Genomic DNA, 22,968 nt, shown 5'->3' on the forward strand with positions numbered 1-22,968 from the left:
ATTATACTAGAATTAAAACGAAGAAATATAGACGCACATCATATTGATATATCTAAATACAAATATCATTATCCTTCTGTTTTTTCTAAAGTAACCAATTTTATCAATAAAATTTTATTTAAAAAAAATATAAAAAAAACTGAATTAGAAAATAATATTATTAACCACCTTGAAAAATTAGGTCATCAGGATATCATATTAATAATTCGCCCAGATCGCATAACAAAACAAACTCATTCTAAAATAAAAGAATATACAGACAAATACATTAGCTATATTTATGATAGCTGTGCAAGATTTCCAATAGATCATTTATTAAAAGAAGACATTTTTGATACTATCTATTCTTTTGACGTAAAAGATTGTAAAACATTCGGTTTTAATTTTATTACTAATTATATATATTTAGAGAAGAAAGAAATTCAGCCACTTTCGCAAACAAATAATACTGTTTTTATTATTTTATCAATAGATGAGCGGTTAGATTTTTTAAACAAAATTGCTAATCACCTATCTAAAATCGGAATTCAATATAAATTTATTATTACAGGAAAGAAAAAAATAAAGAACATAAACAGTAATATCATTTATACTAAGTATCCTATTTTTATTGATGAATTAAAGGGTGAATTAGAAAACTCAAACTTTTACCTGGATTTAATCAGGCATGGACATAATGGTCTAAGCTTTAGAATATTTGAAGCTTTAGCTATGCAAAAGAAAATAATCACTACCAACAAATCAATTATTAGCTACGATTTTTACAACCCAAATAATATTTTCATCCTTGATGAGGATAAACCTGTAAATATAAATCCTGCTTTTTTCACAACACCTTACGAACCTTTAAGTGACGAAATATATCACAAATACACGATTCAGAATTGGGTAAAAACAGTTTTTAAGCTTGACTAAATTATTTAATCAGGCTTAATATTTTCTGTTCTATTGTATAATTAGAAAAAGGTTCGATTACCTTTTTAGAATCAGAACTAATTTTTTGCCAGACTTCTTTATTTTGGTATAATGAAAGAATATTATCCACAATTTCCTGACTTGTGTTTCCAACCATGATGGTCCTGTTTTCCTGAAAATCAAAACCTTCGGCTCCAATATTTGTTGTAACCAACGGAAGTCCAAATTCTAAACTTTGCCCAATTTTACCTTTAATTCCCGCACCATAACGAAGCGGTGCTACAAAAATTCGTGAGTTATAAAAATAAGGAGCAACATCTTCTGCATACCCTATCACTCTGAATTTTTCAGAATTCAATTTTTCAATTGTTTCCGGGGGATTGCTTCCTATAATAGAAATTGATATTCCCGGATTTGATTTCCATAACAAAGGCATGATTTCTTCTGCCAGATAATTTACAGCGTCTACATTTGGTTTATGATCAAAACCTCCAATAAACAATAAATCTTTACGATTTTCAAAAGAAACCGGATTTTCATTTTCTATAAATTGATGAATATTACCAATGCTGATTATTTTAGCATCTTCATTGTAAAATTCTTTTATGCTTTCTTTTTCAACATCAGAGATTACAATAATTTTATCTGCTTTTTTGCAATTATCAAGTTCTAATTTCAGGTATTTATCGGCTTTTTTCAAGATATCAGCATTTCCGGTTAGCTCAGATTCTCTTTTAAATCTCAGATAGTGAAAATCAACCATATCAAAAAATACTTTTGCTGTAGGTTTAATTTTTTTGACAACCGGATGATATTTGGCAAAAATTTCAGGTCTGTGCAGCCATACAAAATCTGCAAAAGGAAGAACCTGTTTTATAAAATCATTTTTAGCAATTAATTTGCCGGACTTATCTATGCCAGGTTCATAAACTACAGCACCTAAATCTTTAAAATACTGTAGGTAATCTGTTGTAAAACGGTATTCCTTAAAATCTGCCATTAAAAAAACACCAACGTTATTTTTAATAAGTAATTTTATAATTTCTGTTAATCGTCTTGAACCTGAATCCTTATTATATTCCGGAACTTTAGTATCAATTATAATAACGTTTTTATCATATTTTAAATTACCGGTAAAATCAACTTCCTTATTTTGTTTTCTCAGTTTTTTGGCCAATGATTTTAACCTAAAATATAATTTAATTGATTTGAACATTTGAAATGGATTGTGTTTTATTATTTTAATTTGCTTTGAAAATACCATCAAGTACGTTATATGTTTTTTTGATGTCAAAATTATCTTCAAAAAACTTTTTCACTTCTAAATGATTTTGTTTATAAAATTCAGCATCATTTAAAAGTTTATTAATATAATCTGAAAACAAGGAAGGATCATTCGTAGTCAAACATCCGTTGTTCGTTTTATTTAATAAGCCATCAACACCTCTTTCTGTACAAACAACCGGTATTCCGTGCGATAACGATTCTATTACTTTTATTTTTACTCCTGTACCAGATAACATAGGACAAATCGCAATTTTAGATTTTTTATAAACCTCGTCCAAATCTTTTACAAATACTAAATTTTCAACATTCTCAAACTTTGGAATATGATTGCCGATTTTTCCAACTACAGTAATTTTGATATCTGATGATAAGAAAGGGTATGCTTCTTTAAAAAACCAGTTTGCTGATTTTATATTATGAAAATTCTCGCTGGCAACATAAACAAGATCAATTGTTTTTTCTGTTTTTGATGAAGTTTCAATATTATTGGGTAAACCATGCGTAACTAAACTTACAGGGCTTTTGACAAACTGAGAAAAAAGATATTTTTCTTCATTGGATATTACCCAAACATCATCAAATTTTTGCATCAAATTGATTTCTCTTTTAAAATACCTGTCTAAAGCAAACTTTTTATGATCCTGAAATTGAGAAGTTAAAAAATCATGCGTATCTACAATCCATTTTGTTTTGGTTCCTTTTGTGACATTATCTAAAAGTGGAGACCAGTAGACGTATGAAATGATTATAATATCATATTCATTATCTTTCAATATTTTTGAAAATTGCTCTTTGTACCCAAATTTTGTTCGGTCAAAATCCTTAAACTTGCTATTGAACTTTTTTGGAAAAGAATAATTCAGATAATATTTCACAATATTACTGCTTTTCTTTTCTTTCTTTAAAAGATATCCATGTTTGATTAAATCTTCACTTTTTAATTCATTTATAGAATCTTGACCAAATTCTTTCGATTCTTCTCCAACAAGATCGATATCAATATTGCGATTTTTAAAATAATGAAGCAGAGATAAAGCTCTCGAATTATTTCCCTGACTAAAAGATAATGGATTTTCTGGATAGAAATATAAAATACGCATTCTAATCGTTTTAATTTTTAAAATATCTTACTTGGTCAAAATTTGATTTATCACATCTATCCATTTATCAGATACATTATTTTCATTAAATTTTTTCATCATGTGATGGGCATTGGCCCCAAATTGTTTTCTTAAATCTTTGTTAACGATTAAGTTTTCTAAAGATTCCTGTAACTCACTTTCATTATTTACCAAAAATCCATTAACATTGTTTTCAATAAGTTCATTCACGCCTGAACAAGTTTGAAAACCGATACTAGGTAAACCAACAGACATAGCCTCAGTCAACGCTAAAGGAAAACCTTCATATTTACTTGGAAAAATAAACACATCGGATTCTTTCATTTTAGCAATCGGATTTTTTGTAAACCCATTAAAAAACACTCTGTCTTCAAGTTTTAATTGATCTACCTGATTTTGCAATGCTTCCAAATCATCACCAATTCCCCAAAAATGCAAATCCCAAGTTGAATATTTAGCTGCTATTCTAGAAAACACATTAATAGCAATATCCTGCTGTTTGCAACTTGTAACCAGAGAAGCAACATTTAAAATCTTAAACCTTTCTTTCTCTTTATAATGATTAACAATTTCTGAATCATCAATCTGAAATACAGGATTTGGAATAGTAAAAGATTTTCCTTTGAAAGTATCAGGCAAATAGTTTTTATAACTATCAAATAAAACTTGTATTGCAGTTAAGTGTTTATAAGAATCCTTTAGAAGTTCCATATCTGATTTAGAACGATACCATAAGATATCTGAATAATCATAATCCGGGCGGCCGTTTACCGAGTTTATTATTGGAATATTATATTCATTCCCGAATGTAATCTCTAACAACGAATTAATTGTCATTGTGATTATTAAATCCGGATTAGATTTTACAATATAATTTTTCCATGCCTGAGAACGCTGGTATAGATTAAATTTATTAAATTCATCAATACCGTTCATCTTCTTTAAAAACTTCTTATTATAGGCTTTATAATATTTTTTTTGAATTTTGTAATAGATCCAAGAAAATGGATTTCTGCCTTTATAATTGTATAATTCTAATAGTTTTTTCTGAGGAACATTTTTATCAAAAATATTAGTGATTTTTACCTTTTCATTCAACTGAAACATAGGCTTTCCGCCACTTTCCTGATTCGTCGCAATTTCTACCTCAAAATTGTTTTCGCTTAAAATATTAGATAAAAAGCAGCCTATTTTTTCTGTTCCGCCTGTGCCATTTAAAAATCCTGAGTGCTGAATTACAACTATTTTCATCTATAAATACTTAACCTTAATTCTTTACGTACTCTTTTTCTAATTTTTGAAATTGGCATAAACTTAATTAAAAATAGTTGTAGCTTATTTTTAATTTTTAATTTTTGATAGTAATTGTCAAATTCCAAATAATTCTTAGCCGCTATAAAAAATAAAAAATACTTGCTCAATTTCTTCTTATCCTCATCTTTCAAAAAAGGCAATACATTTTTTTGCATAAACCCTTTTATCAATTCGTGCAAATGTGTTTTTTGATTTTCATTTAATGCCATAGACAGATACCTCAATTGAAGAGGTTCATGTTCCATAAAAAGTGCCAAATGCAACGCATGAGATTCAAACAAATTATGTTTTTTATAGAAATCTTCGAGAATTTTAAACCAACTCGGAATTTGAGCCAGTACTTTCTCTACATTATCATTATTTTTTTTGTGATTCTGTTCCTCATGATGTCTGTAATTATATACCCCGGCAGGATTAGCTCCAATATTTTTTGTTAAAGCCAATAGCTGGTTCGAGAACAATCCATCCTCGCAAGGCTGAATATTTTCAGGAAATCTAATATCTGAATGTTGTTTCAAGAAATCATGTCTTAAAAATTGCCCCCACGTTGGCAATGCAAAAGCATTTGGTAAACGCTGACAGCAATATTCTCCCACAACAACAATATCAAAATCTTGCTTTTTAGCAACATTATAAGAAGTATTTAGAAAATTTGAATCAATGGTGTCATCAGAATCCATAAAAAAAACATATTCTCCATTTGCCAGCTTTAAACCATTGTTTCTTGCAATTGAAACTCCCGAATTATTTTGATTTACAAATTTTATTCTGGAATCCTTTTGCAAATATTGTTCACAAATTATTAATGAACTGTCTGTTGAACCATCATTTACTAAAATAATTTCAATATTTTTTAAACTCTGATTTAAAATACTTTCTATAGTTTCAGAAATATATCTCTCTGCATTATAAATTGGGACAATAACTGAAACTAAAATATCTGAGTTAGTAATTTTCATTTAAACTGTAATTAGACTCCAAATATAAGTAAAAGCAATTAATTCTTTTTGAATCGACAAATCTAAGCCGAATTAAAAATCTTAAACTTAAATTAAATACTTTTGCAACTTAATTCAAATGAGTTTTTAGATTTAAATTAAAACAAATGAACGAAGAAATAATAAACGCCTACGAAGTCATAAAAGAAGGCGGAATCATACTTTACCCAACCGATACAGTTTGGGGAATTGGCTGCGATGCAACTAATCCGGAAGCTGTTGCCAAAATATATAAATTGAAACAACGTGCCGAAACACAAAGTATGATTGTTTTGATGAATGGCGAAAAAATGATGTACAATGTATTCAAAAATATTCCGGAAGTTGCGTGGCAAATTTGGGATTTATCTGAAAAACCTACTACATTAATTTTAGATGAACCCAGAAATGTAGCAGCAAATATTATTGCCGCAGATAAATCGTTAGGAGTTCGTTTAGTAAAAGAGCCTTTTTGCTTTAAATTATTAGAAAGAATGAAAAAGCCTTTGGTTTCAACTTCGGCAAATATTTCAGGGCAACCTACTCCTATCGCGTTCAAGGACATTAATCCTGAAATCATCAAAGGAGTTGATTACGTAGTAAAACTAAACCAAGATAAATTAGCCGGAAAACCATCAACAATCATCAAACTAACAAATGATTCGCAGGTGAAAGTGATACGTAAATAGTTTTAGAACATTATATTTTTAGATTGCAGATTTTAGATTACTTAAAATCTGCAAAAAACTTAGCGTCTTAGAAACTTAGTATCTCAGAAACTTTAAAGAGCTTTCAAACTTTCCATCAGCCAATCGATATCTTCTTTGGTATTATAATGACTAAATGAAATTCGGAGATTTGGTAATTTTAAATCCGTCTCCGAAAGCATTTCTTTTAAAACATGCGAAGGTTTTATGCTCCCGGACTGGCAGGCACTTCCTCTCGAAACTGCAATTCCTTTCATATCTAAACTAAACAAAAGCATCGAAGTTTTATCTGCAGAAAAAGGTAATATGATATTAATGATATTATAAAAGTCATCTTTTTTACCATTTATTCTAAAGTCTGGAAAATGAATTTCTAACTGATCAATCAGATACATTTTCAAATCTGTAATATATTTTCTTTCCTGATCTAAATTCTCATACGACAGAGTCAAAGCTTTTGCCATACCCGCAATTTGATGCACAGCTTCGGTTCCTGCACGAAGACCTTTTTCCTGTTCTCCGCCAAAAATAAGAGGTTGCAATCCAGAATTTTTTCGAACAAAAGCAAAACCAATTCCTTTTGGACCATGAAATTTATGTGCACTTGCAATAATAAAATCGACTGGCGTTTTCTGCAAATCAATCTCGGTTTTACCAACAGACTGTACAGTATCTGAATGAAACAAAGTATTGTATTGTTTACAGATTACCCCAACTCTGTCTAAATCCAGAATAGTTCCCGTTTCGTTATTTACATGCATCAAACTCACAATAGTCTTTTTCTCTTCTGCCAATAAATTAGACAAATGAGTAAGATCGATACTTCCGTCAGGGTTTATTTTTACGTAATCAACCTGAACATTATATTCAGCTTCTAATACTAAAACAGTATGCAAAACGGCATGATGCTCAATTTTTGTAGTAATGATACGCTCAATTTTAAGATCTTCTACTGCTGAACGCAGAATCCAGTTATCCGCTTCAGTTCCTCCTGAAGTAAAAATAATTTCTTGTGCAGAACAGTTTAAATGTTTGGCAATACTTTTTCTGGAAAGCTCTAGAATAGTCTTTCCGTTTCTTCCAAAACTATGTGTAGAAGAGGGATTACCAAAATCTTCTGTCATTACTTTAGTCATTTCCTGAATAACTTCAGGACGCATAGCGGTTGTAGAGGCGTTATCGAGGTATACTTTTTTCATTACTGCAAAGTTATGAAATATCAATTGTCTAATCTTAAATATCATTTGCCAAATTTTTCACTATTTTTGACGTCAAATAAAATTACGATGAAAAAATATGCAAGCCTTCTATTGTTCGCCCTACTTCTAAACGGTTGCGATGATGGTGATTTAACAGTAGATACTATTGATTTTAGCAACGAGAGTATTAAAGCTCAAACTTGTGATCCATTAACGAATAAACTAATATATAAACTTAAACCTCAGGAATCTTTATTACTGCAATTACCTGACAATAAAATTATAAATGATCCGTCTGTTTACTCTTATGACATCGATAATAGTTTATATCGTGTGGTATACAGAGCTTACGATGGTACTGTTGCCACTGCCAACATATGTGGTACAATACCACCAAAAACACCAAACATTACAGAAGAATGGCTTGGAACAGCCGGAAAAATAGAGATCACTACCACTCAGAATACAGACTTAACCGCAACTGATGGAAGTACCAAAATTATAGGCTACAATCATACTATTGTTTTTAGAAACATCACTTTTGCTAAACCTGCCGGAGACCAGGTTGAAGCCGAATACGTATTTGGAGATTTCGCTACCACGTATACTTCACCAAATACAGCTTTTACCAATCCTGTACAGCAATGTACAAATACTTCAAAACAGGTTTACAATTTCAATGCATCATCAGCATTAACGATTGACAATATAGATCCTGCATTAATTGTTAATGAAATAACAACTACACCAAGAACAGGCCTTATCAATGCAAATGGTACAACAAACAAAGTTTTATTGCGTACTTATATAAACGGTACGCTAACGCAAAGTTACTTTTGTAACACAACAATACCATCAAGTCCTTCAGTAAGCGAAACATGGATTGCCCAGGATGGGCTTGCTGGAGAAAGCGGAATTATAGAAGTAACGACAACAAATGTCAATAAAGTTTTCACTCACACTATTGTTCTTAAAAGCGTAACATTACAAAAAGATCACAGTACTTTTAGACTGCCTACAAATTATGTTTTAGGAAATTTAGAAGTTGTGGTGCCCTAGTTTAAATCTTGTTTTTAAGATTTAAAAACAAGATTTAATTCCTACAAAAAACATCCATTTTTCAAGACTAATTTCAATACAAAATTAGAATGAAAAACGGATGTTTTTTTATGCTCTAAAACGAATAAATTTAAGCGCAAAAAAGCGTGTTATTTATTGTTTTGCCTAAAATAAACTTCAGTGGCACCTAAGCCATATTTTTGATAATTGGCATCCTGAAAATCTATTCCGTCGTAACGGCCTAATAAAAAATCAAGTTCGGCTTTTAGAATTCCTTCACCAACACCATGAATAAAAACAATTTTAGGAATGCGGTTTCGGATCGCAAATTCGATGTGTCTTTTTGCCGTTTCTGTTTGCAAAGTCAGGATGTCATAATTTGACATTCCGCGTTTATTAGGAACCAGTTTTTCGATATGCAAATCAAATTCCGGCGCTGCAATTTCGCGTTTATCTTTCTTTTCTTTGACAAAACTCCTTGCTTTTGGCTCTTCTTTCTCTTTTGAAACCGCATCTAAATCAATTCTTTTAATAGAATTCATTAAATTACTGGATTCTTGTATTTTAAGTAACTCGTTGACAAAAAATGTCATCGTAAATCCATCCTCAGTTTCGATCAAAACTTCATTGTTTTTTACCGAAATCACTGTTCCGTTTATGGCTTCGTCTAAGACAGAAACCTTATCTCCTTTAGTCAACATCTTGCTCCTCTTTATCTTGATTTTTACTAGGTGTTTTTGCGCTCAGCTGCATCATTCCAAACATGAAAACTACAATCGCAATTACCGTTATATAAATATTTTTATCTGCTGAAACCTGCTCATATAACGCAACCGAAATGGCAAGAATCATTATTAAAATTTTAAAAGTTTTCATTTTCTATGTATTAAGAATTCAAAAGTATGAAACTTTAAAATAGGACTTCACCACTCTCTAAAACGAATCCAATATTTCTTTGGTGAAATAACCTAAAATACTCATAGCAAAACTGGCCAAAATGACGTTCTATAAAACATCAAAAAATGGCTTCTTTTGCGAGTCATGAAAAACCACTTTAAACCCCGTTTTATTCTTACTTTTTATTCAGGAATAATTTCTTCAATTCATCTTCTTTGCCTCTCTGTTTTATTCCAGTTTTTAGCAACTTTTAAGTTTTATAAAAATCCAAAAACCTTCAAAAAAAATTGATTTTACATTTTCATAAAAAAGTATATTTTCTAATTTTAAGTTGATTTTTTCTAAGTCAAAATTCTTCTGGAATTATTTTTTTATCTGATTCAGAATATCGTTCATCATTTCGATTTGTACTTTCTGAATTTCGATTAATTCTTGTTGCTGATGCATAATCATATGATCTATCTTATCATGAATCATTCTAATTTCTAATTCTGATTTCAGGTTAATCATATAATCTTTTTTGGCACGATTTCTATCTTTTTCTTCTTGTCGGTTTTGGCTCATCATAATTACCGGAGCCTGCAAAGCGGCAATACAGGATAAAATCAAATTCAGCAAAATAAACGGATACGGATCAAAACCTTTATTGACCAAAATATAAACATTGGCACCAATCCAGACGACGATAAAAAGCAAAAACGAAATAATAAAAGTCCAGCTTCCGCCAAAGTCAGCCACTTTATCGGCTATTTTTTGTCCAAAACTTCTCACCTCTTCCTCATCTTCAGCAATACTAACTATCGATTTATCTTCTTTTAGAGAATCAATAACACTTTTTTCAAGATCAGAAAGCGTTCCTATTTCTGTGGACAAATATCTCGAAATGTATTTTTGACGGTAATCATTTAATTCTTTTACTGCTATACAATCCTGATCGCTAAAAGAAGGAAAGTCTTCTATAATAAGCCCTAAAATTGGATCATGAATAGATTTGCCCCAAATTTTCTCGCTTTCCGGAAAGGAAATATTAGAAATAGCACTTTTAAAAGTCGAATTGTTTTTCATTTTTATAAATTTTACTGGCTAATTTACGCATTTAACTTCTTAAGAATCCGATAAAAAAATCGTCTTTATTTTTATTTTATTTATCACAAATACAATTCTCAAAACAAAATTTCTTTATCTAATTCGTGTTCTTATTTACAAAAAACGCACTACTTTTAACGTTTTAAATTATCCACTCAATTTTTCAATTGTGACAAAAGACACTATCATACAAAATATAAAAGCTTTAAAAAGCCATTCTAATATAAATTACGGTATCAAAACCAAAACAGAAGATTTTACCGAGAAGCTTTTCTATACCCTTTTTGATTCGAATGCCGCCTTAGACGAGAGTATCGATGAACTTGAAATCAGGTTTAAAGAAATTGCTGTTTTAGCCTGCAAAAAACCACAAAATTTATGCGAATCAATCTGGGACAGATTTTTAGAAAAACTTCCAGGTGTTCTGGAAAAACTAAATCAGGATGCTGAATATATTCTTGAAAATGATCCGGCATCAAACAGTATCGACGAAGTTTATTTAGGTTATCCCGGTTTTTATGCAATTGCAATTTATCGCTTAAGTCACGAATTATACCATTTAGACTTATTGCTGTTTTCGAGATTAATGAGCGAATATGCACACCGAATTACCGGAACTGATATTCACGCCGGGGCTGATATTGCTTCTCCTTTTTTTATCGATCACGCTACCGGAATTGTTATTGGCGAAACGACAGTAATAAAAAAACACGTAAAGATTTATCAGGGTGTAACTCTTGGTGCTTTGAGCGTGAGTAAAGACATGAAAAACGCCAAAAGACATCCAACTGTAGAAGCTAATGTTTGTATTTATGCAAATGCTACAATTTTGGGAGGCGAAACCGTGATTGGAGAAAATAGCATTGTTGGAGGAAATGCATGGGTGACCAAATCGATTCCTGAAGGTTCTATCGTAATCAATACCACTACAACTGAAGTTAAAATAAAAGAAAAAAAATAATGAACGCACAAAAATTGCTAAACCTGATTGGAAATACTCCTTTGATGGAAACTGTCAATTTGGTTAAAAATAAAAATGTAAAACTTTTACTGAAGCTGGAAGGAAATAATCCGGGCGGAAGCGTAAAAGACAGAGCAGCTTATAATATGATTGCCGCAGCTCTTGAAAGAGGCGATATTAAAAAAGGCGATAAACTGATTGAAGCGACAAGCGGTAATACCGGAATTGCCCTGGCCATGATTGCGCAATTGTTTCAAATCGAGATCGAATTGGTCTTGCCGGAAGATTCTACAAAAGAAAGAACTCAAACCATGCGTGCTTATGGCGCTACAGTTATTTTAACGCCTGCTAGCGAAGGAATTATTGGCTCAAGGGACTATGCCGATAAAAAAGTGGCAGAAGGCGGATATATCATGCTAAATCAGTTTGCAAATGACGACAACTGGAAAGCGCATTATAAAACCACAGGTCCTGAAATCTGGAATGACACTGATGGTACGGTAACGCATTTTGTTTCGGCAATGGGAACAACGGGAACGATCATTGGAACTTCGACTTATTTAAAAGAAAAAAATCCCGCCGTTCAGATCATTGGTGCGCAACCAAGCGACGGATCTCAAATTCCGGGAATTCGTAAATGGCCACAGGAATATTTGCCTAAAATATTCGACGCTTCGAAAGTAGATACCGTTGTAGACGTAAGCGAAGAAGAAGCGCGCGAAATAACCAAGCGTTTAGCACTCGAGGAAGGTGTTTTTGCAGGAATGAGCAGCGGAGGTTCTGTTGCCGTTGCCCTAAAAATCGCCGAAAAATTAGAATCCGGAGTTATCGTTGCCATTATCTGCGATCGCGGTGATCGATATTTATCTTCGGATTTATTTGACTAGGAAAAAAGATGCTAAGGTTCTGAGTTGCTAAGATTCTAAGTTTTTCAACTTTTAATTAAAACCTTAGCAACTCAGAACCTTTATAACTTAGCATCTTAAAAAAAAAAACTTAGCCTCTCAGAACCTTAGAAACTTAGCACCTTAAAAAAAAATGAACTACAGAAAACTAGGAAAAACAAACTTTAATATATCCGAAATCTCTCTTGGCACTTGGCAGGTGGGAGGAAAATGGGGATCAGGATTTAATGATAAAACTGCCGATGAACTTATAAATACGGCAATAGACAACGGCGTGAATTTTATTGATACTGCCGATGTTTATGAAAATGGATTGAGCGAAACAGCTGTTGGAAGAGTTGTTCGTTCCCGCTCTGAACGTATTTATGTCGCTACAAAATGCGGACGTCATATAAATCCTCATGTGAGTGAAGGTTATCAGCCAAAAGTACTTCAAAAATATGTTGAAGACAGCTTGAAAAGAATGGGATTAGAAACATTGGATTTAATTCAGTTGCACTGTCCTCCAACGGAAGTTTTTTACCGACCGGAAATTTTTGAAATGTTCGATCGATTAAAAGATCAGGGGAAAATTTTAAATCTTGGCGTAAGCGTTGAAAAAGTCGAAGAAGCGTTAAAAGCAATTGAATATTCGAATGTAACAACGGTTCAGATTATTTTTAATTTGTTTCGTCAGCGTCCTTCTGAATTATTTTTTTCTGAAGCCAGAAAGAAAGATATTGGGATAATTGCGAGAGTTCCTCTAGCCAGCGGACTTTTGACTGGTAAATTTGATACTAAAACTACTTTTGATGCTCAGGATCATCGTAATTTTAATCGTAACGGAGATGCTTTTGACAAAGGAGAAACTTTTTCGGGTATCGATTATAATTTAGGTTTGGAAGCAGTTGAAAAATTAAAAGCATTATTTCCTGAGACAGCCAACCTTGCTCCTATTGCTTTACAGTGGATTTTGAGTTTTAAAGATATTAGCTGCATTATTCCGGGAGCCTCGACGGCAAATCACGTAATGTCGAATTTATCAGTTTATGATTTACCTGAATTAACTCCGGAAAAAATCGAAGCGATGAACAATATTTACGAAGAATACATAAAACCTTCCGTACATCAGTTATGGTAGTTGTTTAGTTTCTAAGATACTAAGGCGCTAATATTCTAAGTTTTTTTTCTGAATCTAGCGCCTTTTTTTTGTTTTAAAAAAAAAGACTGCCAATTTCAATTTACATTCATAACTCATAACCCATAACTCAAAACTCACAACTTCTCAAGCTTCAAACTCGATTCTAAACTCGGCACCTTTGTTTTTACCTTCGCTTGTTGCGCTTAATGTTCCTTTGTTCTTTTCGATGATTTTTTTGCAGAGGTATAATCCAATTCCGGTCGAAGATTCATTTGCGGTTCCTAATCGGCTCATTTTGGTGAATTTCTTAAACAGCTCATCAATTTGATGTTTATCAAAACCAATTCCTTTATCTACAACCGTAATTATTACTTTTGAGTTTTCGCTGTAGATTCTAACTTTAACTTCACTATCAAAATAAGAGAATTTAATAGCGTTACTAATTAAATTGACTAAAACCTGAACCAGTAAACCTTCATCTAACCTTAAGTTAACCTCAGTAATTTCCAGATTCAGACTCAGTTTTATATTTTTATCTATCAGGCGCTGTTCTACCTGTTCATTAATAAAAGGTAAAATACCATGCAATAAAATTGTCCTCATCTCCTGATTACCTTTTACAACACGATCCTGTTCCTGTAATAATTTTATAAAATTTTCGATATATCGAAATTGCAAATTAGTAGATTCCCGAATCAATTCTGCTAATTGGCGAACAGATTCAGATGGTTTTTCGCTTATAATTAAATTTGCCAGACCTTGCGGATTTCCTGCAAAATTTTTCAAATCGTGCGACAGCATATAAATCAAATCCTGTTTTTCGTTGATAAAACTCTCGGCTTCATAGATCGATTCCTGAATGTTGCACAATAACAAACCGGCTTCATCTGTATATTCAGTGGGCAAAATAGATAGTTTTCTATTATTCCTGTAATCGTCTAATGATTTTGAAGCAAGCGATATGGGTCTAATTAACTGATTTAAAACCAAAAGCGTTATCAAAGTAGCCAGTAAAGTCATAATCAAAGAGAAAATCAAAATCGAAGTAGGCGAAACAATGTGGTTGTAATAAAGTACAAAAAATAAAATCCCTATCAACGGAATATGAATTCCTATAAAAGCAACAAATAAAAATTTGAAAGCATAACTTTTTTTCAAAAAGCCAATTTGTGAAAGGTTATGATATAACTTCATAAAAATATAACAATCAATGAATTAAAAATAGCAGATTTGGGCTAATTGCTAAAAACAAAGTTAACTTTTAATGTCAATTAAAATAATAAATTAAACAATTTGATAAAATATTTTGAAAATTAAATTTGAAAAAGTTTACAAACACTTATTTTTGCGCTATGGGAAGAAAAAATACAGACAAAGTTGTCTTTCATCAGATTCAGGTTCTTGATGCCGGAGCAAAAGGTGTATCAGTAGCAAAGGCTCCTGACGGAAAAGTAATCTTTATACCGAACGTGGTTCCGGGTGATGTTGTTGACGTTCAAACTTTCAAAAAAAGAAAAGCCTATTATGAAGGCAAAGCCGTAAAATTTCATGAATTATCAGAACATCGCATTGAACCTATTTGCGATCATTTTGGTGTTTGTGGAGGTTGTAAATGGCAAAATATGAAATACAGCCAACAGTTGTATTACAAACAAAACGAAGTAAAAAATCATTTGCAGCGTATAGGAAAAGTAGAACTTCCTGAATTCGAAACTATTTTAGGTTCAGAAAAACAATTTTTCTACAGAAATAAAATGGAATTTTCGTTTTCTAACGCTCGTTGGTTAACCGAAAAAGAAATTGAAAGCACTGAAGATCTTGGAAACAGAAATGCATTAGGATTTCATATCCCTAAAATGTGGGATAAAATTCTTGACATTCAAAAATGTTACTTACAGGAAGATCCTTCGAATGCCATTAGAAACGAAATTAGAGATTTTGCTAACGCAAATAATTTAGCATTCTTTAATCCAAGAGAGCAATCAGGATTATTGAGAACTTTTATGATTCGTACCGCTTCGACTGGTGAAATCATGGTTTTGATTCAGTTTTACGAAAATGATAAAGCAAATCGTGAACTGCTTTTAGATCATCTTTACGAGAAGTTTCCGCAAATTACTTCATTGCAATATGTCGTAAATTCAAAACAAAACGATACTATTTACGATCAGAATATCAAACTATATAAAGGTAGAGATTATATCCTGGAAGAAATGGAAGGTTTAAAATTCAGCATCAATGCTAAATCTTTTTACCAGACCAACTCTGACCAGGCGTATGAATTGTACAAAATAACACGTGATTTCGCAGGACTTTCTGGCGATGAAACCGTTTATGATTTATATACAGGAACCGGAACTATTGCACAATTTGTTTCTAAAAAAGCAAAAAAAGTAATTGGTGTAGAAAGTGTTCCCGAAGCGATTTTAGATGCTAAAGCCAATGCAGAACGCAATAATATAACGAATTGTGAGTTTTTTGTAGGTGATATGAAAGTAGTATTTAATGAAGCCTTCATTGCCCAACACGGAAAACCGGATGTAATTATTACAGATCCGCCAAGAGATGGTATGCATGCAGCAGTTATCGATCAAATATTAAAAATTGCTCCTAAAAAAGTAGTTTATGTAAGTTGTAATTCAGCAACACAAGCACGTGATTTAGCTTTAATGGACGAAAAATACAAAGTTACGCGCGTTAGACCAGTTGATATGTTTCCGCAAACACATCATGTCGAAAATGTTGTACTTTTAGAACTTCGCTAACAAAATATAAATGAAAAAAATAATCTCTCTTTTATTGGTCTTTACGTTTGGTTTATCCAGCTGTGAGAAAGATGATATTTGTGATGCAAATACGCCCACCACTCCCCGATTAGTAATTTCATTTTATGATATTAATGATCCGTCAAAACCTAGAAATGTAAATAATTTAATGGTTATTGGAAAAGGAAAAACAGAGGGAATTATTTTCAACAAAAGCGTGACAGACACAACAAAATATGTTACAAATGCAAGTACAGTTTCTGTCCCGTTGCGAACAGACACGATTTCGACAACATATAAATTTGTCTATAACTCATTAAGTCCAAATGCAGCTGCCATAAATATCGATGTTCTAAAAATTGATTATACACATCAAAATGTATATGTATCGAGAGCATGCGGTTTTAAGACCACATTTACACTCGCTCCGGTAAATCCTTTCGAAAGAACAGATCCGGATGGCGATGGTAACTGGATGCAGGAAATTTTTGTAAAAACCCGTAACATTGAATCTGAAAATGAAACACACCTTGAAGTATATTTTTAGTTCTGTCTTATTGTTTTCAATGTTTTTGGGCCATACTCAGGAAACAACAACTAAAACAGTAACAAAAGAAAAGCTTAAAACCGAAACTGCAAAACCTGCTCTTGAGGAAGTAAAAAAAGACAGCATCAAAACAGATCGCTATGGTCTTCGCGTAGGTGTAGATTTGTACAAACTGACCCGCGGTCTTTATGACAAAGATTATAAAGGAATTGAAATTGTAGGTGATTTTCGTTTAACGAAAAAATACTTTATCGCAGCCGAACTGGGTTTTGAAGATAAAACTACAGATGATGACAGATTAAACTCGACCGCTATAGGAACCTACATAAAAGGTGGTTTTGACTACAATTTGTATCAAAACTGGCTCGACATGGAAAACTTAATTACAATAGGTTTACGAGGAGGTTTTAGTACTTTTAGTCAGCAGCTTAATAGTTATAAAATATACAATGCAAATCCGTATTGGGGAGAACAGCCCCCAATTGCTGATGGTCAAAAATATACCGGGCTAACGGCGGGATGGCTGGAAGTTGCCCTGGGCTTAAAAGCGAAAGTTTTTAATAATGTATTTGTTGGGTTTGGCGTTCAGCTAAAAATGCTCGTAGCGAACTCAAAACCATCAGGATTTGACAATTTATACATACCAGGATTTAACAGAACTTATGACGGAAGTTTTGGAGTAGGTTTCAATTACACCGTTTCCTATTTCATTCCGCTTTACAAGAAAAAAACTATTATTCCGCAAATTATAGAAACTCCTACAAATTAGTTTTGAGCTAAATGAACAAAATCCTTATTCTTTTTGCTTTTAGCCAAATCGCTTTTGCTCAAAAAACGATTGTGAAGACTTCGTTGCATTTCTCCGGAAAAATAGACAAATATCCTATAGAAATGACTATCGAATTCATTCAGGGAAAAGATTCTGTTTCAGGAAGCTATTATTACGGGAAAAAGAAACAAAACATGCCTATTTTTACAAAAGGCATCTATAAAGCAGGCGAAATAAAACTTGACGAAACAACCTATATTGCAACTAAAACAGGAAACGTACCTCAAAAAACAGGCTCCTTTTTATTACAATTAGACAGTGAGTATAAACTAAGCGGGATATGGCAAAACGTAAAGAAAGATAAAAAACTTAATACTACTCTTTCTTGTCTGGAAGATTTATCTTCGTTTAATCCAAAAAATTACAGTTATAAATTAAACCAATATAAGGGTAAAGCCGAAAACACAAATGGCGAACCAACTGATAATTTCTTAATCAGTAAACTGGATATTTATAATTCTAAAAAAGAAAAAGTACAAACAATTTCCGGCTTTAATAAAGCCATTTACGAAAAAGACGCAACAGTAGAATTAGAAGATCTAAATTTTGACGGACTTCTGGACATTAAAATTCCCATCTATTTTCCGGATAGAATTAAATTTGATAGTGGTTACCTATATTTTGTTTATGATAAAACTAAAAAACAATTTATTAGAAATACAAAACTTGAAACTTTAGAATCTTTACATTTCGACCAAAAAAACAAAGAATTTGTAAAATTTGAAGCTGACGGAAGCGGAAACGAAACCGACTATTATTACAAATGGTCGAATAACAATTTCTACTTGATTAAAAAAGTTCAAAGTTTTGAAGACAACGATAAAACAACTTATACTGAGTATGAAATAAAAAACAATAAGTCAGTAAAAGTCAAAGAATATCAAAAATAAAAAAAGCCATGAATTTAAATTAATAAGTTCATGGCTTTTTCTATTCTATAAAAACTCTTAAGACAACTGAAAATCAACAGCTGCTTTTGAATGTATCAAAGCTGTATCAAAAATTGGCACCGAAAGTTCTCCGGGTTTTATCACTAACGGAATTTCGGTACAGCCTAAAATAATTCCTTCAGCTCCGTCTTTTATCAATTGATTAGCAATTTCCAGATAACGTTTCTTAGTTTCATCAGTCACAAGACCTTTTCCTAATTCTTCAAAAATGGTAGTGTGAATAAAATCTTTATCCTCTTCACTTTTCGGAATAATAGCTTCAATTCCTTTCGCGAGAAGCTTATCCTTAAAAAAATCAAGTTCCATAGTAAACCTAGTACCTAACAAACCTACTTTTTTAAATTCCTGTTTCTCGATTTCAACAGCAGTAGCAGTGGCAATATGAATAATTGGCAAATCTATAGCCGCTTCGAGTCTGTCCGCAATAAAGTGCATTGTATTAGCACACAAAACAATGGCTTCTGCTCCGCCATGCTTCAGGAACTGGCTAGCTTTTAACAACATATTAAAAGTCGAATCCCAATCGTTATTTTCGTTATTCTTTTTTATATCAGCATAATTAAAAGAGTAAATCAAACATTCTGAGAAGTTAAGACCTCCCAGTTTCTCATTTATTCCCTCGTTTATAAGCTTGTAATAATCAGCTGTAGAAACCCAGCTGATGCCGCCTATAAGACCAATTATCTTCATAAATAACTATTTTTTATATTGCTTAATTATTTTTTAACGCAGAGAATGCAATCCCGATAGCCGTCGGGATTCGCAGAGTTCACAAAGATTTAAGTTGTGTTTACACAATATAAGTCCGCAAAGCTTTCTGTTTTACTAAACCAAGCAAATCTACACAGATAAATTATCTGAATTTTAATCTGCTCAAATCTGCTAAATCTGCGTGAAATAAAAAATCTTTATAATCCTTTAATTCTCTGGCTAACTAAATTATCCTATTTCTCTGATTCCTTTTATAAAAATCCATTTCATATACAGCTTTTCACCATCTTTAGTTTTTACTGCCTGAAATTTAGGTGAAATCAAAGTAGCCACAATAAAAGCAGTCATCGGAATCCAAAATCCCGTTAATCCTGTATACATTGCTACTATATATCGTCCTGCAATAAATAAAATTGCAAAACATCCTAATTGGTATAAAAAAGCTCTTACTTGTAGTTTTGACATTTTTTTGAAAGTTGCTAAGGTTCTGAGAGGCTAAGATTCTAAGTTTTTTCTTTAGAAGCTTATTTTTTCTAAACCTTAAATTATTTTTTTTAAAGTTTCTAAGGCGCTAAGATGCTAAGGTTCTAAGATTTTTATATTATAATAATTATAAGCAAAGCTAAAAAAACTTAGATCCTTAGCATCTTAGAAACTCAGAACCTTACTCAGAAACTTGAAATTTCGTTCTCTTACTTCCTTCGTACATTTCGTATTTTACCAAACGCGCTTCAAGACTTGCGTTAAAGAGTTTGATTTTTCTTGAAGGTTTTAATCCCACAAATTTCAATGCTTCAAGATTTGCCGTAATAAACCAGGCATTTGTTCCCGGGTAGCTTTTCTTTAAGGTATCACCAATATTTTTGTAGAATTCTTCCATATGAATGTCCAGACGCTCATCATAAGGCGGATTAAAAACCATATGCAATTTTCCTTCTACCTCTTTTTCCGTATCAAAAAAGTTTTCTTCTTTGATCGTAACATAATCTTCCAGATTAGCATTTCTGATATTGTCTTTGGCTTTATTTACCGCACTTGGCGCTTTATCAAAACCTTTTATAGTATAATGAAACTCTTTTGTTTTTTTCATTAAACTGTTTATAATCTGTTCGAACAAATCGTTATCCCAGTCTTTCCATTTTTCGAAAGCAAATTCCTTACGATTTATGTTTGCCGGAATATTACAAGCAATCATAGCCGCTTCTGCAAGGAAAGTTCCTGAACCACACATTGGGTCCAGAAAATGACTTTGTCCTTCCCAACCGGATAATAACAATATTCCTGCTGCCAAAACCTCGTTGATAGGCGCAATATTCGTAGCTGTTCTGTATCCACGCTGATGCAATGAATTCCCGGAAGTATCTAAAGCCACAGAAACCTGATCTTTATCGATATGCACATTGATTCGTAAATCAGGAAAAGCTTTATCAATACTTGGGCGTTGTCCCGTTCTTTCTCTAAACTGATCTACGATAGCATCCTTACATTTTTGAGAAACAAACTCAGAATGATTAAAATAAGTCGAATGCACCGTTGCATCAATTACAAAAGTTTGGTTCGCATTTAATAATTTAGACCAGTTTACACCAGAAATTCCTTTATATAATGCCTGCTCATTATTGGCTCTAAACGAGTAAATAGGTTTTAACACTTTAAGTGCAGTTCTAAGAGATAAATTGGCTTTGTACATAAAACCCTTATCACCTTTAAAACTCACCATTCTCACTCCTTTTTCGACATCCTGAGCACCAAGATCACGCAATTCTTTTTCTAATATTTCTTCGAAACCAAAAAAACATTTGGCTATCATTCTAAAATTTTCTTCCATCTTTATTTTTGTATTAAAAAAAACTCCGATCGCAAACCAATATCTGATTATTCAGGTATCCTCACGAAATAGTTATTTTTCGGCAAAAATACACTAAATTTGCGGGACTTTGAATTAATTGAAATAGAATAAATGTCTGAAGCACCAAACTCATCAACACCAAATCAGGAACGTAACACCGAAAATTGGTTTACCTCATGGTTTGATACTCCATATTACCACATACTTTATAAAGATAGAAACTATCGCGAAGCACAGATTTTCATGGATAATCTTACGCATTATCTTAATCTGCCTGAAAAAGCAAAAGTGCTGGATTTAGCATGCGGAAAAGGACGTCATTCTATCTATTTAAATCAATTAGGTTTTAATGTCTTAGGCGCCGATTTGTCTGAAAACAGTATTGCCGAAGCCAGCAAAAACAGCAACGAAACCCTGCATTTTAAAGTGCACGATATGCGCGAACCTTTTGAAGAAAAGTTCGATGCTATTTTTAACCTGTTTACCAGTTTTGGCTATTTCGAAAGTGACGATGATAACCTTACCACCCTAAAAGCCATCAAAGAAAGCCTGTCTGAATATGGTTTTGCTGTTATAGACTTTATGAACGTCGCCAATGTAATCGAAACTTTGGTTCCCGAAGAAGTAAAAACAGTAGATGATATCGATTTTAAAATAAAAAGATACGTTCAGGACGGACATATTTTTAAAGAAATAGATTTTGAAGACCAGGGACGTCAGTATCATTTTACCGAAAAAGTAAAAGCCCTTACCCTCAAAGACTTTCAGGAATTAATGGACGAAGCCGGAATTTATCTCTTAGATATTTTTGGAGATTATAAACTCAAAAAGTTTCATAAAACCGAAAGCGAACGATTAATCATGATTTTTAAATAGGTTTAATTGTTTAACTGTTAATTTGTTTAATCGTTAGAAAAACAAAACAATTATTCGATTAACCGATTAAACAAATCAACGATTACACCAAAACGAAATGAATTATCTATTACCCTTATTTTCTGTACTTTTAGGTTATATAGTGGCTTTGTTTTTAAAACCAAAAAGCAAAACCAATCTAAAACTATTGCTTGCTTTTAGCGGTTCATTTTTGTTATCCCTAACCGTTATGCATTTACTGCCTGACGTTTATGCAACACACAATCACAATATTGGTATCTTCATCATGGTCGGAATTTTATTCCAGATCATATTAGAATTTTTCTCAAAAGGCGCCGAACACGGGCACGTGCACGGACATGCACAAATGAGTCAGATTCCGTGGTTGCTATTTATAAGTCTTTGTATTCACGCGTTTTTGGAAGGTTTTCCTGTAAGTCACCATCACGATTTAGCACTTGGTATAGCCATTCACCACCTGCCAATTGCCGTAATCCTGACCACCTTTTTTATCAATGCAAACCTCAATAAAAAAGCCATTTTTGCTTTCATGCTTACTTTTGCAATCATGACACCGCTTGGCACAATTGCATCCGACTTTTTGCCTTTTTTAAACGATTATTATACAGAAATCACCGCTGTTGTGATCGGGATTTTATTTCATATCTCATCAACCATTATTTTCGAAAGCAGCGAAGGTCACAAATTCAATGTAGCAAAAGTTTCTATGATTGTTCTGGGAATTTTACTGGCATTCTTTTTATAATTAAGGCGTGACACTATTTACAAAAGGTGCGATTTAACCAACCGCTTATGTGCGCCTTTCTCAAATCCGGTCAGGCTATCTGTTCGGCCGTGGCGGATTGCTCCTATCCTTCACCAAAAAACTTTAC

Annotated in this window: 24 protein-coding genes; 12 read left to right on the top strand and 12 right to left on the bottom strand. The window is 32.4% G+C overall.

Features of this window, described 5'->3' with window-relative positions:
* Positions 1-915: WaaS/CpsH family glycosyltransferase (locus ACIDC4_RS02830; protein WP_412041663.1), on the top strand; the 915-nt coding region annotated here is incomplete at its 5' end.
* A gap of 1 nt (position 916) precedes the next feature.
* On the opposite strand, the gene ACIDC4_RS02835 is transcribed toward ACIDC4_RS02830, so the two are convergent.
* Genes ACIDC4_RS02835 through ACIDC4_RS02850 form a run of 4 tightly spaced genes read right to left on the bottom strand, consistent with a single transcriptional unit; the run spans position 917 to position 5,596 of the window.
* Positions 917-2,131: a glycosyltransferase gene (locus ACIDC4_RS02835; protein ID WP_412041664.1), complete on the bottom strand. Its 1,215-nt coding sequence runs from the start codon at positions 2,129-2,131 to the stop codon at positions 917-919.
* 25 nt (positions 2,132-2,156) lie between these two features.
* Positions 2,157-3,302, bottom strand: a complete 1,146-nt coding sequence (locus tag ACIDC4_RS02840; RefSeq protein WP_412041665.1) for a glycosyltransferase — start codon at positions 3,300-3,302, stop codon at positions 2,157-2,159.
* 27 nt (positions 3,303-3,329) lie between these two features.
* Entirely contained in the window at positions 3,330-4,574 is a 1,245-nt protein-coding gene (locus tag ACIDC4_RS02845) for a glycosyltransferase (RefSeq protein ID WP_412041666.1), read from the bottom strand.
* The gene (locus ACIDC4_RS02850) at positions 4,571-5,596 is read right to left on the bottom strand and encodes a glycosyltransferase family 2 protein (protein WP_412041667.1); all 1,026 of its coding nucleotides are present in this window, start codon (positions 5,594-5,596) and stop codon (positions 4,571-4,573) included. The genes ACIDC4_RS02845 and ACIDC4_RS02850 overlap by 4 nt, the downstream gene beginning before the upstream one ends.
* 146 nt (positions 5,597-5,742) lie before the next feature.
* Here ACIDC4_RS02850 and ACIDC4_RS02855 point away from each other — a divergent pair, with 146 nt between their 5' ends.
* Positions 5,743-6,303 (top strand): L-threonylcarbamoyladenylate synthase, encoded by a 561-nt coding sequence (locus ACIDC4_RS02855; protein ID WP_412041668.1) that lies wholly within the window; start codon positions 5,743-5,745, stop codon positions 6,301-6,303.
* Between the two features lie 92 nt (positions 6,304-6,395).
* On the opposite strand, the gene ACIDC4_RS02860 is transcribed toward ACIDC4_RS02855, so the two are convergent.
* Positions 6,396-7,520 carry a cysteine desulfurase family protein gene (locus ACIDC4_RS02860; protein WP_412041669.1) on the bottom strand — a complete coding sequence of 375 codons (1,125 nt, stop codon included), beginning with the start codon at positions 7,518-7,520 and terminating at the stop codon, positions 6,396-6,398.
* Positions 7,521-7,607: 87 nt separating this feature from the next.
* Between ACIDC4_RS02860 and ACIDC4_RS02865 the strand changes: the two genes are divergently transcribed.
* Positions 7,608-8,579 (top strand): hypothetical protein, encoded by a 972-nt coding sequence (locus ACIDC4_RS02865; RefSeq protein WP_412041670.1) that lies wholly within the window; start codon positions 7,608-7,610, stop codon positions 8,577-8,579.
* A 149-nt stretch (positions 8,580-8,728) separates the two neighbouring features.
* Here ACIDC4_RS02865 and ACIDC4_RS02870 read toward each other — a convergent pair whose 3' ends face one another.
* From ACIDC4_RS02870 to ACIDC4_RS02880, 3 genes are all read right to left on the bottom strand, one after another.
* Positions 8,729-9,280, bottom strand: a complete 552-nt coding sequence (locus ACIDC4_RS02870) for a Smr/MutS family protein (protein ID WP_412041671.1) — start codon at positions 9,278-9,280, stop codon at positions 8,729-8,731.
* Entirely contained in the window at positions 9,270-9,455 is a 186-nt protein-coding gene (locus tag ACIDC4_RS02875) for a hypothetical protein (protein ID WP_412041672.1), read from the bottom strand. Before ACIDC4_RS02875 ends, ACIDC4_RS02870 begins: the two co-directional genes overlap by 11 nt.
* Before the next feature lie 384 nt (positions 9,456-9,839).
* Positions 9,840-10,541: a DUF1003 domain-containing protein gene (locus ACIDC4_RS02880; RefSeq protein WP_412041673.1), complete on the bottom strand. Its 702-nt coding sequence runs from the start codon at positions 10,539-10,541 to the stop codon at positions 9,840-9,842.
* Positions 10,542-10,731: 190 nt separating this feature from the next.
* On the opposite strand from ACIDC4_RS02880, the gene epsC reads away from it, so the two are divergent.
* The 3 genes from epsC to ACIDC4_RS02895 all read left to right on the top strand — a co-directional run bounded on the left by epsC (position 10,732) and on the right by ACIDC4_RS02895 (position 13,548).
* A complete protein-coding gene (gene epsC / locus ACIDC4_RS02885) occupies positions 10,732-11,523 on the top strand; it encodes a serine O-acetyltransferase EpsC (RefSeq protein ID WP_412041674.1) in 792 nt (263 codons plus the stop codon).
* Positions 11,523-12,410, top strand: coding sequence for a cysteine synthase CysM (gene cysM / locus ACIDC4_RS02890; RefSeq protein ID WP_412041675.1), 888 nt, complete (start codon positions 11,523-11,525; stop codon positions 12,408-12,410). The genes epsC and cysM overlap by 1 nt, the downstream gene beginning before the upstream one ends.
* A gap of 151 nt (positions 12,411-12,561) precedes the next feature.
* Positions 12,562-13,548 (top strand): aldo/keto reductase, encoded by a 987-nt coding sequence (locus ACIDC4_RS02895; protein WP_412041676.1) that lies wholly within the window; start codon positions 12,562-12,564, stop codon positions 13,546-13,548.
* 144 nt (positions 13,549-13,692) lie between these two features.
* Here the strand turns inward: ACIDC4_RS02895 and ACIDC4_RS02900 are convergent, their stop codons facing one another.
* A complete protein-coding gene (locus tag ACIDC4_RS02900) occupies positions 13,693-14,706 on the bottom strand; it encodes a sensor histidine kinase (protein ID WP_488381126.1) in 1,014 nt (337 codons plus the stop codon).
* Positions 14,707-14,900: 194 nt separating this feature from the next.
* Between ACIDC4_RS02900 and rlmD the strand changes: the two genes are divergently transcribed.
* The 4 genes from rlmD to ACIDC4_RS02920 are packed head-to-tail and all read left to right on the top strand — an operon-like array spanning position 14,901 to position 18,579.
* On the top strand, positions 14,901-16,313 hold the full coding sequence (gene rlmD, locus ACIDC4_RS02905; RefSeq protein ID WP_412042016.1) for a 23S rRNA (uracil(1939)-C(5))-methyltransferase RlmD: 1,413 nt from the start codon (positions 14,901-14,903) through the stop codon (positions 16,311-16,313).
* A gap of 10 nt (positions 16,314-16,323) precedes the next feature.
* Entirely contained in the window at positions 16,324-16,860 is a 537-nt protein-coding gene (locus ACIDC4_RS02910; RefSeq protein ID WP_412041678.1) for a DUF6452 family protein, read from the top strand.
* Entirely contained in the window at positions 16,832-17,629 is a 798-nt protein-coding gene (locus tag ACIDC4_RS02915) for a DUF6048 family protein (protein WP_412041679.1), read from the top strand. The genes ACIDC4_RS02910 and ACIDC4_RS02915 overlap by 29 nt, the downstream gene beginning before the upstream one ends.
* Before the next feature lie 11 nt (positions 17,630-17,640).
* On the top strand, positions 17,641-18,579 hold the full coding sequence (locus ACIDC4_RS02920) for an XAC2610-related protein (protein ID WP_412041680.1): 939 nt from the start codon (positions 17,641-17,643) through the stop codon (positions 18,577-18,579).
* 57 nt (positions 18,580-18,636) lie between these two features.
* Here the strand turns inward: ACIDC4_RS02920 and ACIDC4_RS02925 are convergent, their stop codons facing one another.
* From ACIDC4_RS02925 to ACIDC4_RS02935, 3 genes are all read right to left on the bottom strand, one after another.
* Positions 18,637-19,329: an aspartate/glutamate racemase family protein gene (locus tag ACIDC4_RS02925; RefSeq protein ID WP_412041681.1), complete on the bottom strand. Its 693-nt coding sequence runs from the start codon at positions 19,327-19,329 to the stop codon at positions 18,637-18,639.
* Between the two features lie 249 nt (positions 19,330-19,578).
* Complete coding sequence (locus tag ACIDC4_RS02930; protein ID WP_412041682.1) at positions 19,579-19,815, bottom strand: hypothetical protein; 237 nt, start codon at positions 19,813-19,815, stop codon at positions 19,579-19,581.
* A gap of 199 nt (positions 19,816-20,014) precedes the next feature.
* The gene (locus tag ACIDC4_RS02935; protein ID WP_412041683.1) at positions 20,015-21,178 is read right to left on the bottom strand and encodes a THUMP domain-containing class I SAM-dependent RNA methyltransferase; all 1,164 of its coding nucleotides are present in this window, start codon (positions 21,176-21,178) and stop codon (positions 20,015-20,017) included.
* Between the two features lie 132 nt (positions 21,179-21,310).
* Between ACIDC4_RS02935 and ACIDC4_RS02940 the strand changes: the two genes are divergently transcribed.
* Positions 21,311-22,075, top strand: coding sequence for a class I SAM-dependent methyltransferase (locus tag ACIDC4_RS02940; RefSeq protein WP_412041684.1), 765 nt, complete (start codon positions 21,311-21,313; stop codon positions 22,073-22,075).
* Between the two features lie 97 nt (positions 22,076-22,172).
* Positions 22,173-22,841, top strand: a complete 669-nt coding sequence (locus tag ACIDC4_RS02945) for a ZIP family metal transporter (protein ID WP_121318961.1) — start codon at positions 22,173-22,175, stop codon at positions 22,839-22,841.
* Positions 22,842-22,968: the final 127 nt, after the last annotated feature.

The organism is Flavobacterium sp. C3NV (assembly GCF_046825355.2).
Classification (GTDB): domain Bacteria; phylum Bacteroidota; class Bacteroidia; order Flavobacteriales; family Flavobacteriaceae; genus Flavobacterium.